Genomic DNA, 14,616 nt, shown 5'->3' on the forward strand with positions numbered 1-14,616 from the left:
CAGATTATCCGCCGAACTGGACAGATTATGTTGGAGATTGGACAGATTAAACATCGAATCCGACAGATTGGAGTCGCCAACAATATGATCAGTCCTGGTGAAGACGTAGTTTCGGGGTGAAGACGCACCTCAACAACCACTTACTGTCGACTTTCATGAAAATACTGTCCAATTTTTGAATTTTACTGTCCACTTTCGATAAAATACTGTCCACTTCCCTACTTTTACTGTCCACTTTCAACAAAATACTGTCCACTCCCAATCCTCCTCTTCCTCAAACCCTATTTTTAACATCAATTTCGTTATTGCCACCATACTCAAAATAAGTTACCATTACAGGGGTAACTTTTATATAAAAGAAGGTAGATAAAATATGAACAAACGTGTTTATTTATTAACGATCGTCTCGTTTGTGGTTGGGATGGTCGAGTTAATAATCGGCGGCATTCTAGACCTGATTGCTGATGATCTTGGCGTTAGCCTCGGCAAGGCTGGCTTTCTCATCACGATCTTCTCACTCGTGTTCGCCATCGCGGCACCTATTCTGCTTACGATGACTGCTCATATCGAGAGAAAACGACTAACCATTATCTCATTATTTGTTTTCCTAATAGGAAACGCACTCGTGATCGTAAGTCAGACGTATTCTATGCTGCTCATCGCACGAATCCTATCCGCGGTCAGTGGTTCGTTGCTCGTTGTACTCTGTGTGACGATGGCGTCTAACATCGTGGAAGAAAAATACCGAGCTCGCGCGATTGGCGTGGTGTTCATGGGAATCAGTGCTTCGCTTGTACTCGGCATACCGGTCGGCTTAATGCTCGGAAATGCTTTCGGATGGCGCGCACCATTCATCCTGATTACAGCACTTACCGTTTTATCCATACTCGGTGTGCATTTCTTCATGAATACGTTGGCTCCAAAACCAGCTATTCCGATCAAAGAACAGCTGCGCACATTAAAAAATCGTCGTATCTTGTTTGCGCAGATTACGTCGTTCCTGTTCTTAGCTGGTCATCTAACGTTATACGGATACCTGACTCCGTTTTTAAAAATGGCACTTGGACTTAACGGAACATGGGTGAGCATCGTATACTTAATATTCGGTGTTGCCGCCGTCTTTGGCGGTGGAATCGGTGGTATGCTTGCTGATAAGTTCGGTACAAAACCTACGATTATTGGTGTTATTATTGTTTTCGCGGTCTCAATCTTTATGATTCCTTATACAACGTTTGCTTTTCCGCTATTTTTAGTAGTCATGGTGATCTGGAGCATGCTCAGTTGGGCGATCACGCCGGCGATGCAGAGCTATCTGATCGAGTCATCACCTGAAACATCCGATATTCAGCAGAGTCTGAACAACTCAGCGCTTCATTTCGGGATCGCGTTCGGGTCCATGATCGGTGGAATCGTGATTGAGAACGCATCTGTCGAGAACAACGCAACGGTCGGTGGACTGCTGATCATCTTAGCACTTGGTACCGCTGTGCTTTCCATGACAAAAAAAGCACGCCGCACTGAAGAATCTGCACATACTATTAGCTAGGTTGCGAAAACTATGGCATGATGAAGGTAGAGAAATTTTTGGTAAGTTACAATCTTTTGAGGAGGTGAAACCATTACAATCGTAAAAGATGTAATGGTGAACAAATGAGTATTCATATCGGCGCTAAACAAGGTGAAATCGCAGAAAGCATCCTATTACCAGGGGATCCGCTTCGTGCAAAATATATTGCAGAAACATTTTTGGAAGACGTAACATGCTACAACGAAGTTCGCGGTATGCTTGGATTCACAGGAACATACAAAGGAAAACGCGTATCTGTTCAAGGGACAGGCATGGGGATTCCTTCAATCGGGATCTACACGAACGAGTTAATTCGTGAATATGGCGTAAAAAACTTAATCCGCGTTGGTACATGTGGTGCGATCCAACAAGACGTAAAAGTGCGTGACGTAATCCTTGCGATGACAGCATCTACAGATTCTCGCATGAACCACTTGACGTTCCCTAACATCGACTTCGCACCTTGCGCAAACTTCGATCTTTTAAGAAAAGCGTATGAAGCTGGAACAGCAAAAGGCTTGAAGATTAAAGCTGGTAACGTGTTAACAGCTGACTTGTTCTACCGTGACAGCATGGATATCGTGAAAAAGCTTGCGGATAACGGTGTGTTAGCGGTTGAAATGGAAACAACAGCTCTTTACACGATCGCAGCGAAATACGGTGTGAACGCGTTGTCTATCTTAACTGTAAGTGACCACATCTTCACAGGTGAAGAAACAACATCTGAAGAGCGCCAAACAACGTTCAACGATATGATTGAGATGGCTTTGGAAGTTGTGAGTACTCAAGAATAAACAATAAAGAAACTGCACTCTATTTAGATAGGGTGCAGTTTTTCTTTCCCTCTATAAGGACTCGTTTTCTTCCCTTTTCGCTTTTTCTTTCATGTAATCCTCATAAGCGTCTTTAACTTTATCTTTTTTGGGAGCAATTTTAGAAATTCTTTGGTGAAGGTCATTTAGAAGGTAGATTCCCCTAAATAAACAACCTACGATAATCGCAAAAGCGATCACTCCCCCATATACTGGACCAAACATAAGTAAGAACGCACCTAACAAACCACTTAACACAATCGATAATAATAGATACATACGAATCTTTCCTTTCAATTCTATTTTTAATCAATCATTCTAATTTGACTCCTATTTCTGTGTATAACTCAGTGCTCTTCTTATATCGGTAGAAATGATTGGCTTCACATAAAAAATAAGGCTCAAAAGATAATTTTAAATATCCTTTCGAGCCTACTTACTTTTTATTTAGTATCTTAACTTCATCAATACGCTCTTAATCTCTTCATCATTCATCATTAGTTCTGAATGTTTCTCTGTAATCTTAGCTAACGCCACATCATGATAAAAGAATTCGATGAAAACCTTGATGAATGGACGAGATTTGGTCTTCAATGCTTGCCAACTCTGACTCTCCATCCCTGCGAAGATGACTTCCGTCTCATCAACGACTACAAGGCGAAAGCGCTCTAGGGAGTGATGCTCTTGCGCAGGAATCAACGTGTGCACATGAGAAAGTGTGGACTCCAACTCACCAACAACAAGCACTTCCACATCCACTCCCTGCTTTTCCTTTTCTTGCAAAATTATTAGGATTTCTTGAATATCATCCTGCCAGCCAGAAACGCGAATGGATTTATCCGCTGTTTGAAGAAGCTGCTTCGTCTGTGCACGAATCGACGAATCTACCTTCAGACTCCAAACGTGTTCATCGTAAAACTTTCGCTTTGATGTATTATTTTTGAGCTGCTCTACGTTTTCTTGAAATTCTGTCGTCAGCTTCTCAATCACGATTGATAGGGGTAGCGCGGTATAAAGCTTCTTTTTTTCTGACACCGAATCCAGCACCATGCCTTTTTCGATCATGCGCGATAGCACTTCATATATCTTGGATTTCGGAACACCCGAGTATTTAACGATATTCGTCGCGTCCATCGGTTCCTCGCTTGAAGCAAGAACCTCGAACACCTGACTTTCGTATTGTGAAAAACCGAATTTTTGTAGCATGGTTCCTCCTAAAAATAGCCTCTTATCTTCTACAGCTATCTTAAAACAATTATGGCCCTATCGCTAGTCCTTGAAACGTTTCTTTATAGTCTAATTCTAGGTAAGTTAAGTAATTAATGCTGTTCCCACGATAGAATTGTTTGTATAAATATAAAACCACTACGAATTAACCATTCGCAGTGGTTATTGTTTTAACTACACTGAACCAATTAAAATTAAATATAAAAAATCTATGATTGTCTTTTGTTATAGACAATAAAGAAATTAATCAAAACCGTTGTTTAACTAATCCATTTAAAGTTTCAGTCAAACTGCTCTAAAACTTGTACCACTAATTTCTATTCTTCACATCATCAAACCATGAATCAAAAATGTCGTCAGGAAGGAGTTCATTATCATGTGAGTAAACTAATTCGTATTTATAATGTGCTTTTAAACTATTTTCTTTAACATCGTAATGCATTTTGATTTCAGTGGGCATTTCTCTATTAAAGTCCTCACATTTATTATGAATAGACTTTAGATTTTCATTCCCTATTTTTAATACTGCCTTATGTCTATCTGATGAAACATCATAAATGTGTTGCTCAACAGCATGATTAACTTGATTTTTGTGGACTAACTTTCCATTTATTCTGTAGAAAACATCAAATACATACATGTTTGGTTCATAAGAACAATAGATAAATATATCATCTGCTTTATGCTCTACATATTCTAAACAGATCGCTACCATATCTGCTTGCAACTCTGAGATATAATCTTCAAATACCTTTTCCACTGCTGCTATCCCCCTAACTTTCAAAAGATTTCTTACCTTAGATTGTTAACCTATGTATTGGTTTGCAGGGAATTCATCTTCTCTTTCAGTTAATTTAAACTTTCTATAAAGTGAGATTAAATTAAAATATTAAAGAATAGTTTCAAACGCGCAGCTTAACATGGAATCAAAACTTTCAAATGACTGAATTAATGTTCCTGATGGTTTATCAAGTTCTACATACTTATTCTCTACTTGATCGTAACCATACCACGCTGTATTAGAATCCCCATAAAAGATATATTGCTTCTGCCAATCATTCTCATGCCATAAATTGTTTGTTTCAATAAAACCTTGAAAGTCTATAGCTTTCTTCTTTTCAAGAAAAACTTGATCAACACCGTAGATGACCAATCCGTTAAAGTCTAATCCATTTGTTGTCTGTAAAAACTTTATATATGAACTAGGTAATGCTACACTTATTAAATTTTGTTCAACATTGTTCTTCATTTTCATAATTTCACTATCACAAGCTGGATTTCTGAGTGAACTTTCGTATTTTTCTTCAATTTTTTTAATCTCTAGTAATAGATCCTTCCAATGTGACAAAATATTTTTCCCCTTTACATTGTTTATGTATAACTAGCCCCTTAGAGCCAAAATTTCTTCTCTATTGTACTCAGTCATTGCTAGGAAAAATTCAACAAAATTCTCAAACCTATCTATTTCTTCTCCAGCAAACCAAAGTATTTCTCCTGGTTTAGCTGAATTTGGTAAACATAGAACAAATAAATCCTTATCATATTCCGTAGCAGCTATTGGCAATAGTTCACTTCTGATAACACAACTTTCTTTTAATACCAGATCATCAATAGCTTTTAATAACCTTTCAGCATATACGTTTTTAGTAGAATCTTTCAGTTGTTCAGTACCAAATAAGTCCACCGTTTGATAAAAACCTTTCCAGCCATTCGCATGTTGTAAAAAACTTCGGTACGTGAAGTCCAATTTATAACCCAACTCTTCTTCAAGATCCTGGAGACTTTTTTCAGTAGCTCCTACCTCAGGAAAATGATGTGGCCAAATTCTCTCTACGTCTTGTCTCATTAATTCTTGTTTTACTAAAATTAAAGCTGCTATCCTGTCTTTCCAATCCATCATCTTTTAGTTCCTCCTCTACCTATATAAAAGAGTTTCTTGTAAAATAGTCTCTACTCGAAGAATATAAAAAAAGACCATGAACAACGTTTCTACATTCTAGGTCAACGGGCTCCAATTATATTTTGATTCATAATATATTATCTTGATAACCTACTTCTTCTACTAATTCATCTTCAATTTTTATTCCCAATCCATCTTCTATATTCCAAGATGCATTGCATAACAACCCCAGTCTTCTTCCTTTGCTTCTTCTTACTCTCCTTACAATTAATTCTGTCGGTTTTACCAATTTTTTCAAATCTGAGATTGAATCAATTTCAGGAGCAATTTTATCTATTTCTGGATCATATTCTAACATCTCTCTATATTCTTGATAATTCTCATTATAGTAATCATAAATCTGAATTTCCGCGTCTTCTATTATTTTCTTCATATTTTGATTAAATTTAGAGAATGCATCTTTCTGCACACTTGAAAAATTAGCACTTTCATCTGCATCCACACTTAAAATGATTTCTTTTTCTAAATCGAACATTTTAATAGTGGTTTTCCCTCTCCAAAAATTGTTTTTATATTCAAGTTCTCCAAATAACTCATCATTAATTATTGTCATCATTACTCTCCCTGTTTTTTTTTATAGACCTTATTGAAAGTGGACCTAAACAGGATAAAATTAATTATTTATAGATTTATTTTTCAAATGATTATTCTTTGAAAGCCAAATAAGGCAAAGTGAGTCATATTTACCACTATAAAAATTGTATAATAGAAGGCTTTATAAAAAAACACCTATTACCTATAAGATAATCAAGTGATCGTAATTATTTCTTGTATTTTGTTACTCCACAGGTCCCATAAATTCAGTAATAATAAGAATCTGTTCCTTTAAATTAACCTTTTTCAAATGATCTACTCTTTCTTCCACACCTACACCTAGTAAGGGTGTGTATCCAAAGCACTCTTCAAATTCTGGTTCTTGATATTTTTCCATTGCTTCAGGATAAGGAGACCAATCTAATGCCTTTTGTTTAAATACCTCTTCCTCTAAAAATCTCAGAAACAATGAGTATTTTGAAGCAACCACTTTTGTATTACCTTTTCGATAATTAATTATTACTATATAGGACTCTTGATTTTCATCTTTTTCAAAAAGTATAACATCACCCATGGCTGTAGTGAAAATTGGGGTTGTCCCTTCACTTCTTAAATAAGAATCATTCACTATAGATTTATATTCATCTGGGTTAATAATTTTTAAATACCCATTCATAATGGTCCCATAGCCGTATGTTTTCCATGTGGCAATTAATTCTTTTGGAAGCATGTCTTTGTATTTGTTAATAGTATACTCCTCAACTTCACATACTTTTTTGAAATCTTTGAATATATCCATACTACAAACCTCCTCTCATACCAATAATTAAGCAGTATTTTAGCTAATTAGGAAAGTACGTAAGCGTTAAAATTTTCATACTCTACTACTATTAGATAATTCTTTAAACCATTTATCCGCTATATCACTTGCAGTTTTATTCTCATCATTCAAATATACTAACTCATACTTGTATTCAGCAGTAAATTCGCCACTTTTCACATCATATTTAATCTTCATTTCAGTTGGCATATCTCTCTCATATTCTTTACAAGTATTTTTAATACTCTCAATATCTTCGCTTAAAATATCTAATACCATAAACTGTCGTTTAGCAGAAACGTCATATTCTTTGTCGTTATCGATTAATACGTCATTTAATTTATGAGGTTTTACATATTGATCATTAATTAAATAAAAGAATTTACTCGAAATTACAGTTTCTTCACATGAAGCATAGATGTATATTTGATCAGCCCTATCCTCTACATATTCCAGACATATAGAGACCATATCTGCTTGCAGTGCACTAAACTTATCTTCAAATTCTTTCATCCTGCTTTAGCTCCTTAGACTTATTCATGCTTAAAAGTTAGCAATCATTACTCTTCCAAACTGGCATGTAACATGCTTAAAAATTGGTTAATATCATTGGCAAGAAAGTACATATTACTCATGTCATCCGGATTCTCTGATTCTTGTTCATGATCCCAAAAATAAATATTTTCATAATAGGATTCATTCGTTCCTAAACAAATCACGTTACCTGCAGAATCGTCTGCAATAGGAATGAACCCATTCGGAAGTCTATACTCATATATATTGATGACCTTCTCTAAATTATCGTACATATCTCCGATGCCATTAAATACATTTATAACACTATACCCTTTTTTATCTGAAATTTTAAATGTACTAGCGGAAGGATAACCACCATTCCACTCAAGTAAGAATTGTTTGTATTTTACGGTTAACTTTACTTTATTTTCGTTTTCAAATTGATTAATGGTATCTCTTGAAATTTTTTCGTTATTACATTCTATCAATATCATTGTAATATCCTCCTTTTATCTAGCTTCCTTGAGAGTTGATACTCCTCCACAATCCTCATACGAATTAATGAATAGGTCCCGTGAATTGTGTAATTGTAAGATTGTGTTCCTTCAATTTAACCTTATTCAGGAAATCTACTTTTTCTTCCCCACCTAAACCTAGTAAAGGTGTGTATCCAAAGCACTCTTCATACTTCAACTCATCATACTTCTCCATGGCAAGAGGATATGGCTGCCAAGACAAATCTTCATTTCTAAATTCTTCATCAAAAATATTAGAAAAGAAGAATTCAAAGGTAAACATTATTGTTTTGACGGTACCGTATCTGAAATTAAGTAGTCTGACATATCCATCAGACCAGATCAATAAATCTCCCATGCCAGTAGCAAACAGTACTATTGCATCCTTATATCTTTGGCTGCTGTGTTCTAGAATCCCTTTAAATTCATCTGGATTTACACTTTTAAAATATCCTTGCATAAAAGAACCAAATCCATATTTTCTTCATAATTCTATTATTTCAATTGGCACACTTTTTTTATATCTATTAATGATTTCAATCGAGACTTTATTGTGCAACTTAAAATCTTTTATATATTGTTCCATAAGTTTCTCTCCAGGAATAAGGTCTTGGTTTAGCATTATGTAAGAGCTTTTACGATATCAGGCTAATAAATTCTCCAAAACTACTTGCCGTTAAGTACGTAACAGGTTCTAATTCTCCTGATTCTTCATGGCTCCAGACACAAACACTAGGGTTGTTGCCCTCTCTAAAGTCTAAACATACAAAGTCACCAGCAAATAACACTGCAATAGGCAAAATTTCCGCACCAATTAAATCTTCGTTGTCTGTTAGTCTATCTTCCAATAGAGTCAAAGTAACACTTAAATCGTAAACCCCTAAATGATCTTCATTGTCTTTTGGGTTTTTTAATAAACATAAAAATCGATCGATTGCATATTGATGACCATTTTCTTTACAAGTAAACGTACCTACCATTGGTTTCGCACCATTATTATGCTGAAGAAAACTTTTAAAATCCTCTGGTAGTTTTAGCCTCCAGTTTCTTTCTTTTCTTTTAAACAGCTCATCTGAAGGTAAGGGGAGTATAAGAGAGCTTTTCTCTATTTCCATAAATTAGAATACCTCCTTTTATCTAGGGAACATCTTCCTAAAACCCAGTGTCATGTTTTAGATATTTTGCTTCCCATTGTTCTTGTTTTTCAACTGGACTCAATTGAGATATATCATCATAACCATAATTAATATTCATTTTACCTGTGTTTTCTAAAATGAAGGTTAGATTAGTCCATCTCTTTTGTCCTTGCTCTAAGAACTCTTCATTTAATCTTGTAACATTTTGATACAATTCGTTTTCAAGCCCATCATATTCATCCTCAACCATTTTAAAAAGCTCAACTATATCAAGACTATATACGGGACTCCCACCAGATTCAGGGTAATAATAAAAATAAACTTTTTTATACCCCTCTCTAATCTCAGCGTATAATAAAACTTGTTTCCATTCCTCTTGTATTATATTGAGTAATGTATTAGCGATTTGTTGATACGTCTGTTCCATTATTTTGGTTTCCATTATACGTACCCTCCTGAATTACTTGTGTTCTATTATCAAATTTTTTAGGTGCAATTATGTTTTGGTAGGGGTTAGTCGAAGGCTTCAATGAAGTATATAAGTATTTCAACTCAAAGTAGCTAGATAAATATAATACAAAACCACTGCACTTAAACTGTTGCAGTGGTTCTTGATGATATACTTTCTTGTACTCAAAATTCCTGAATACTACTCATTTTTGCTATATGATTAGGGGTTTTAACATCATCATTCGAAGTTTTTAACTCATTTATTTAAATGGCAATATCCTGGTAACCTACTTCAATGATTTTCTCATCTAACGTACGAACTCCAAGGCTATTCTCTGTATCCCATGTACACTTAAGTGTGAAGCAGCCTTTGCCATATGTAGCTAATTTCAAATGACATTCCTTTCCTCTTTTTCTGTTTATTTACCAAAGCCTTATCTCCATAATCTTTCACGAAAAAACACTTGCTTGCCTAAAGACAATCAAGTGTTCAACATACTTTACCTATGATTTAATAAAAAACTAGAGATTATTATTTTTAACTTCTTCAAACCATTCATCAGCTATATGATTAGCTGTTTTTATATCATCATTCGTATATACTAAATCATAATTGTACTCTGCTTTAAAGTTTCCTCTCTGTACATTATAAATTAATTTCATTTCTGTTGGCATTTCTTTGTTGTATTCTTTGCATAAAGTTTCTATTTTTTCAATATCCTCATTAATTATATTTAGTACCGAAAGCATTCTATTTGGAGAAACATCATATTCTTCGTCTCCATCCTCCAAAGCATCATTCACTTTATTACACTTTACGTACTTGTTATTAATTAAATAAAAGAACTTACTCGAAATAATATTTCCTTCACACGATGCGTAAACATATATTTTATCCGCTCTATCATTTATATATTCCATACAAATAGATATCATATCCGCTTGTAGCTCACTAAATCTATCTTCAAATTCTTTCATACTACCAATCACTCCTTGATTAGTTTCTAATAATTTTTGAAGCTGGCTCACCATCAATAAAGTAAGTAACAATAAATTTGTCAGGACGCGTTTCACTTCCAGAATAAATTATATCTAAATTAACAATTACTTTCTTTGGCGGTATTTCTTTTAATGCCGCAGCCCATTCTTCTTCTATCTTCTTATATTCTTTTAAATTTACATCAGATAATTGTGATACTAAATTATCAATTTTAGGTGAACCACCAAATCTATCGCCTGCCAAATGCCCGGCATGATCCTGACCTTTAACTTTTCCTAATGTGTTTTTGCTGTGAGATAATCTTTCAGTACGTTTTGTTAATTGTAGATTTTCAGTTTCAAATTTTACAAGTCTTCCTATTTCATCTGTTTCATAAAAATAATCATATTCTCCAGTCTTATATCTAATATTAGGATTCAATCTATTTTTTCTTCCGTTTGTAAACTGTTCTCCTGACCCAACTAATGTTTTAGCGGCGCCACTTGATGATCCAGTATTTAAACTATTATTACCCGTCCCTCTAGTAACCGAAGCCTGCTGCATCAATTCCTTAACAGTCTTCGTCTCCGTACTAATTGTCCTAATCACATGACCGGTCGGTGATACCAATGCGTGAACTTTAAATCTTACTGGAATGTGTGTGTTGCCTACGTTATGCTTTATGGTCTTAGCCATTTCTTCAGCCTGCAAAAGCTTCTGTCTAGCATATTGAGTGCTGTAAGGGAATTTCGTTTGAACAAATTTCCCCATATCTACTTTACTCAAACCATACCCTGCACCGCTTACTCCAACGATCGCAAACGCATTAAACAGACTCTGGTTACGCTGTTGTTCCGTTAATTCATTGCCAAACATGTCTTTCCCAGTGAAGTACTCCCCAAAACCGTTCGCTGACACAAGTCCATATATGCCATATTCGGCTTTTTGGAGATTCTTAAGTCCTTGCGCCGTTCGGTGGGCATCCAGCATATGATTCGCAGCGTTTGCTCCTTTTACCGTTTTGTAGATGGCCGATCCACCTTTACCGATTCGCCCAGCCCAACCGACGAACGGAACGAAACCTGCTGCTGCCATCGCGCCAGATGTCACGCGTTCTGCATCACTCAGTTTGCGTCCTGTGACAGGATCAACGCCCGTCGCAGCTCGCTGTGTGTCGTAATATCCGGTTACTTCACCTGTAAACGTACAGACAGTGTCCCACGCCTTCTCGTAAAATGGTCTGTTTTCCATTTCTTCTATTTCTTTTGCGATCCTTCGATCCTCTTTTTGCTGGTTTTTAAACGTAAGATAGTCAGAGGTATCCTTTTTCGCTTGTCCGATTGCTTTGTAGACTTCGCTATTGTGGTAAGCTTCCGTGTTAAAGTTCAGCGGAGAAATGGTCTCCCCTTGCCTTGTCGCTTCCATCAGCTGTGCGAACAGCCCGTAAATATGCTGTTCTTGGTTTTGAGAAATGCTGTACTCTTCTGATAAGCGTTGGTCGAACTCGTTTACTTTCTCGACCGTATCAGATCGTTTTTTCTCTGCTTTATCCATCTGATCTTCAAATGCATCTCTAGAAAATACCGATAAAGAGACAAGGTCATTGACTCTATTAAAAATATGCTGCAGCGCTTCTTGTTGATCAGCGACCATATCCTTCGCCTGTTTTCCCGCTCGCTCCACATTCTCTTCTAAAAAAGGCACCTGTACGAACGTATCTCCAGAAAGGTCCACGTCCTCCGTATCTCCCGGAATTCCTTTAAAAAAGCCAACATTCGTATCGATCAACCGAATCCATGCATCGATAACATCCATCTGCCCCTGGTAGAATCCTTTGATCGCATCTGCTCCATGCCCCTTAAAGTCATGGTTCTCTACTATTTTACTAAACTCTTTTTTTAAAGTCTCAAATTGTTCTCTTAATTGCTCATAAAGGTGGGCTCGTTCACTGGTTGCAGCTTTTAAGGTTGAGGCTTCATACACTTTGCTTCCCATTTACTGTTGCCCTCTTTCGTCTGTAATGTTTTCCTATTTTACACTTCCTTTATTATCCAATAAGTAAACCGCGATTTTCAATGAAACTTGTGTACCATTTTCTTTCGTGATTTTTACGGTACGTATTTTTATATTTTGTTACGCGTTCACCGATAAAATGGCTGTTTTCACCTGAGATATGTTTGTTTTCACCGGTAACATGTTCACCACCACCTGCACTTCAACACTCACCACCGTTAAACACGCAATTTCCACCTGTACCGGCCTCCCAACAACTTAAAAATACCCAGTCATAGGACAGATTTCACCGAGAATACAGTGATTGAGGGAGGTGACAGATGAATTTAGTAAAAAGATTCGCACTAGCGAGCATGCTCATGTTCATTTTCATTCTTTCTGGGTGCAGTGATGACCCGGTTCAGGAAGATCTGCTTCACTACGTGAACGAAGAGATGCCGGATTTGGCAGATGAGGAAACAAAGGTTGTCGGAAAGTATGAAGCGGTAACAGGAGTGAACTACACAGATGATTACACCCTTTATGATGCTTTGAAATTGGAGATTATTCCCGAGTACAACGCGTTCATTCAAGAGCTTGAGGCTGTTGAGACCAAGACAGACGAACTGCGAAAGTTACATGAAGACTTTATTGAAGCGACGAATCTACAGGCGAGCGCTTTTCTTCTCATCGTGACCGCGATTGAAAATCAAGACAGCAACACGATTAACGAAGCGAACGAAAAGCTCAATACTGCGCGTAAAATGATGCGAGATTATCAGAATGATGTGGAAAAGTTAGCGAAGAAGCATGATGTGAAGTTGGAAAAGAAGAAAGTTGACGATTCTCTATAACAAAATGTAAAAAAGCACAAAAAAGACGGTCACTTCACAAAGTGATCGTCTTTTTATCTTAGTTTAACGGAGTAGGTTCGTAATCAATGTCGTACTTCTTTGTTAATTTTTCCATACCTTCATGATACTCTTTAATGGCTTCTTGGTATTGAAGTCCTTTTTCGTTGGATTTTTCTATTAAACTCTTATCTTGTTTTTCTAATGCTTCCTTTTCTAGCAACAAAGCTTCTTGATAAATTAAGGACGCTTTTTCCATCTTATCTGTTTGTGTTTTAAGCTCTTTTGTTTTTGGATCGATTTCTTTTGCTCCCTTTACTACTTTATCGTAGAGTGGGATGACCTGATTGACGAGCACGTCATATAATTCTTTATCATTTTTAAAATTCTCACCAGAAACGGAAGCTAGAATCTGATTGGCTTCTACCTCATATTTAGAGATTTGAGCGATGTCTTCATTAATGACTTTAACGATTTCTTCTTGTTTTTCTTTGTCTGACATTTCTTTTTTAGTAGAAGTCTTACTCTCGCTGCATGCTGCAAGGATGAGAATAAGGAGTAAGGAGAATGTAATGAAGATCGTTTTACGCATAGTTGATGTTTCCTTTCTACTGTTTAATAAGCGTTTCATCCTTTTTAATATAAGCATCTCGTCGTTTAAGATAACGCGAGACTTGTATTCTCTTTAGAAGTAACATCATTAAGAACCCAAATACTACACCCATTAGTGAGACCCAATTTCCGCGTATTAGCATGACTAAGTCACCTAAAAACATATAGCAAAATAAGGTATACACGGCCGCGAGCATGATGTTAAAGAATTTAAGCTCTTTTATTCTTCTTTTTTCAGAACCTGTTATAGACTCCTCCTTATTCCGTTGAGATAGGAGTTGCCATTCCTGCGTTACGATTATGTAAGGTTCAATAAACCATTTTCCGATTTTTTTCATTTTTTACAATCCTGACTTGATGAGTTTTAATTTCTCTTTCAACAATTTTTCGCCTTCTGTTTCTAGCCCTTTAAATACAATTTCGTTTATTTGATCATGGTTAAAGAAGACATTGGTTTCATCTGATACATTTCCTTGAGGATATGGACATGACACGTAATCCCACGTTTTTTCAAGGTCCATTTGTTGCTGCAATCTTCCATAAATCATTAAAGGTTGATCCACCTTATCTAACAATACAATCGTACCGATAGGAAGCAGTTCTGATCCTTTATCCAATTTGAGTGAGTTAATTTCAGTTGACACG

19 protein-coding genes and 2 pseudogenes are annotated in these 14,616 nt (G+C 36.1%); 3 read left to right on the forward strand and 18 right to left on the reverse strand.

Going from position 1 to position 14,616, the window contains the following annotated elements:
- The first annotated feature begins 373 nt into the window (after nucleotides 1-373).
- Nucleotides 374-1,546, forward strand: a complete 1,173-nt coding sequence (locus ABE65_RS18860; RefSeq protein ID WP_066398386.1) for an MFS transporter — start codon at nucleotides 374-376, stop codon at nucleotides 1,544-1,546.
- Nucleotides 1,547-1,650: 104 nt separating this feature from the next.
- The gene (gene deoD, locus ABE65_RS18865; RefSeq protein WP_066398387.1) at nucleotides 1,651-2,361 is read left to right on the forward strand and encodes a purine-nucleoside phosphorylase; all 711 of its coding nucleotides are present in this window, start codon (nucleotides 1,651-1,653) and stop codon (nucleotides 2,359-2,361) included.
- 51 nt (nucleotides 2,362-2,412) lie between these two features.
- Here the strand turns inward: deoD and ABE65_RS18870 are convergent, their stop codons facing one another.
- The 15 genes and pseudogenes from ABE65_RS18870 to ABE65_RS18935 form a co-directional block, all read right to left on the reverse strand.
- Complete coding sequence (locus ABE65_RS18870; protein ID WP_066398388.1) at nucleotides 2,413-2,658, reverse strand: hypothetical protein; 246 nt, start codon at nucleotides 2,656-2,658, stop codon at nucleotides 2,413-2,415.
- Nucleotides 2,659-2,826: 168 nt separating this feature from the next.
- Nucleotides 2,827-3,585: a TrmB family transcriptional regulator gene (locus tag ABE65_RS18875; protein WP_066398390.1), complete on the reverse strand. Its 759-nt coding sequence runs from the start codon at nucleotides 3,583-3,585 to the stop codon at nucleotides 2,827-2,829.
- Nucleotides 3,586-3,916: 331 nt separating this feature from the next.
- A complete protein-coding gene (locus ABE65_RS18880; protein WP_066398392.1) occupies nucleotides 3,917-4,366 on the reverse strand; it encodes a DUF600 domain-containing protein in 450 nt (149 codons plus the stop codon).
- A gap of 129 nt (nucleotides 4,367-4,495) precedes the next feature.
- Nucleotides 4,496-4,954 carry a YrhA family protein gene (locus tag ABE65_RS18885; RefSeq protein ID WP_066398395.1) on the reverse strand — a complete coding sequence of 153 codons (459 nt, stop codon included), beginning with the start codon at nucleotides 4,952-4,954 and terminating at the stop codon, nucleotides 4,496-4,498.
- A 33-nt stretch (nucleotides 4,955-4,987) separates the two neighbouring features.
- Complete coding sequence (locus ABE65_RS18890) at nucleotides 4,988-5,506, reverse strand: SMI1/KNR4 family protein (protein WP_066398400.1); 519 nt, start codon at nucleotides 5,504-5,506, stop codon at nucleotides 4,988-4,990.
- Between the two features lie 127 nt (nucleotides 5,507-5,633).
- On the reverse strand, nucleotides 5,634-6,122 hold the full coding sequence (locus ABE65_RS18895; RefSeq protein WP_231887828.1) for a DUF6985 domain-containing protein: 489 nt from the start codon (nucleotides 6,120-6,122) through the stop codon (nucleotides 5,634-5,636).
- Between the two features lie 222 nt (nucleotides 6,123-6,344).
- On the reverse strand, nucleotides 6,345-6,899 hold the full coding sequence (locus ABE65_RS18900; protein ID WP_066398405.1) for a T6SS immunity protein Tdi1 domain-containing protein: 555 nt from the start codon (nucleotides 6,897-6,899) through the stop codon (nucleotides 6,345-6,347).
- Nucleotides 6,900-6,974: 75 nt separating this feature from the next.
- Entirely contained in the window at nucleotides 6,975-7,433 is a 459-nt protein-coding gene (locus tag ABE65_RS18905) for an immunity protein YezG family protein (RefSeq protein WP_066398407.1), read from the reverse strand.
- A 47-nt stretch (nucleotides 7,434-7,480) separates the two neighbouring features.
- The gene (locus ABE65_RS18910; RefSeq protein WP_066398409.1) at nucleotides 7,481-7,930 is read right to left on the reverse strand and encodes an SMI1/KNR4 family protein; all 450 of its coding nucleotides are present in this window, start codon (nucleotides 7,928-7,930) and stop codon (nucleotides 7,481-7,483) included.
- 64 nt (nucleotides 7,931-7,994) lie between these two features.
- Nucleotides 7,995-8,537: pseudogene (locus ABE65_RS18915) on the reverse strand (T6SS immunity protein Tdi1 domain-containing protein).
- 49 nt (nucleotides 8,538-8,586) lie between these two features.
- The gene (locus tag ABE65_RS18920) at nucleotides 8,587-9,066 is read right to left on the reverse strand and encodes an SMI1/KNR4 family protein (RefSeq protein ID WP_066398411.1); all 480 of its coding nucleotides are present in this window, start codon (nucleotides 9,064-9,066) and stop codon (nucleotides 8,587-8,589) included.
- 37 nt (nucleotides 9,067-9,103) lie between these two features.
- Entirely contained in the window at nucleotides 9,104-9,529 is a 426-nt protein-coding gene (locus ABE65_RS18925) for an immunity protein YezG family protein (protein WP_066398413.1), read from the reverse strand.
- A 272-nt stretch (nucleotides 9,530-9,801) separates the two neighbouring features.
- Nucleotides 9,802-9,897 (reverse strand): annotated as a pseudogene (locus ABE65_RS21975) (DUF6985 domain-containing protein); the annotation flags it as partial.
- Between the two features lie 162 nt (nucleotides 9,898-10,059).
- Nucleotides 10,060-10,515 (reverse strand): immunity protein YezG family protein, encoded by a 456-nt coding sequence (locus ABE65_RS18930; protein WP_066398415.1) that lies wholly within the window; start codon nucleotides 10,513-10,515, stop codon nucleotides 10,060-10,062.
- 19 nt (nucleotides 10,516-10,534) lie between these two features.
- Complete coding sequence (locus ABE65_RS18935; protein ID WP_066398418.1) at nucleotides 10,535-12,511, reverse strand: T7SS effector LXG polymorphic toxin; 1,977 nt, start codon at nucleotides 12,509-12,511, stop codon at nucleotides 10,535-10,537.
- 338 nt (nucleotides 12,512-12,849) lie between these two features.
- On the opposite strand from ABE65_RS18935, the gene ABE65_RS18940 reads away from it, so the two are divergent.
- Nucleotides 12,850-13,362, forward strand: coding sequence for a hypothetical protein (locus ABE65_RS18940; protein ID WP_066398420.1), 513 nt, complete (start codon nucleotides 12,850-12,852; stop codon nucleotides 13,360-13,362).
- A gap of 58 nt (nucleotides 13,363-13,420) precedes the next feature.
- On the opposite strand, the gene ABE65_RS18945 is transcribed toward ABE65_RS18940, so the two are convergent.
- From ABE65_RS18945 to ABE65_RS18955, 3 genes are read right to left on the reverse strand one after another with little or no spacing between them, the layout of a single operon-like run.
- Complete coding sequence (locus tag ABE65_RS18945) at nucleotides 13,421-13,951, reverse strand: hypothetical protein (protein ID WP_066398422.1); 531 nt, start codon at nucleotides 13,949-13,951, stop codon at nucleotides 13,421-13,423.
- Between the two features lie 16 nt (nucleotides 13,952-13,967).
- Nucleotides 13,968-14,309, reverse strand: coding sequence for a hypothetical protein (locus tag ABE65_RS18950; RefSeq protein ID WP_066398424.1), 342 nt, complete (start codon nucleotides 14,307-14,309; stop codon nucleotides 13,968-13,970).
- 3 nt (nucleotides 14,310-14,312) lie between these two features.
- Nucleotides 14,313-14,615, reverse strand: coding sequence for a DUF4176 domain-containing protein (locus ABE65_RS18955; protein ID WP_066398426.1), 303 nt, complete (start codon nucleotides 14,613-14,615; stop codon nucleotides 14,313-14,315).
- Between the last annotated feature and the right edge of the window lies 1 nt (nucleotide 14,616).

Source organism: Fictibacillus phosphorivorans (assembly GCF_001629705.1).
GTDB classification, from domain to species: Bacteria; Bacillota; Bacilli; order Bacillales; family Fictibacillaceae; genus Fictibacillus; species Fictibacillus phosphorivorans_A.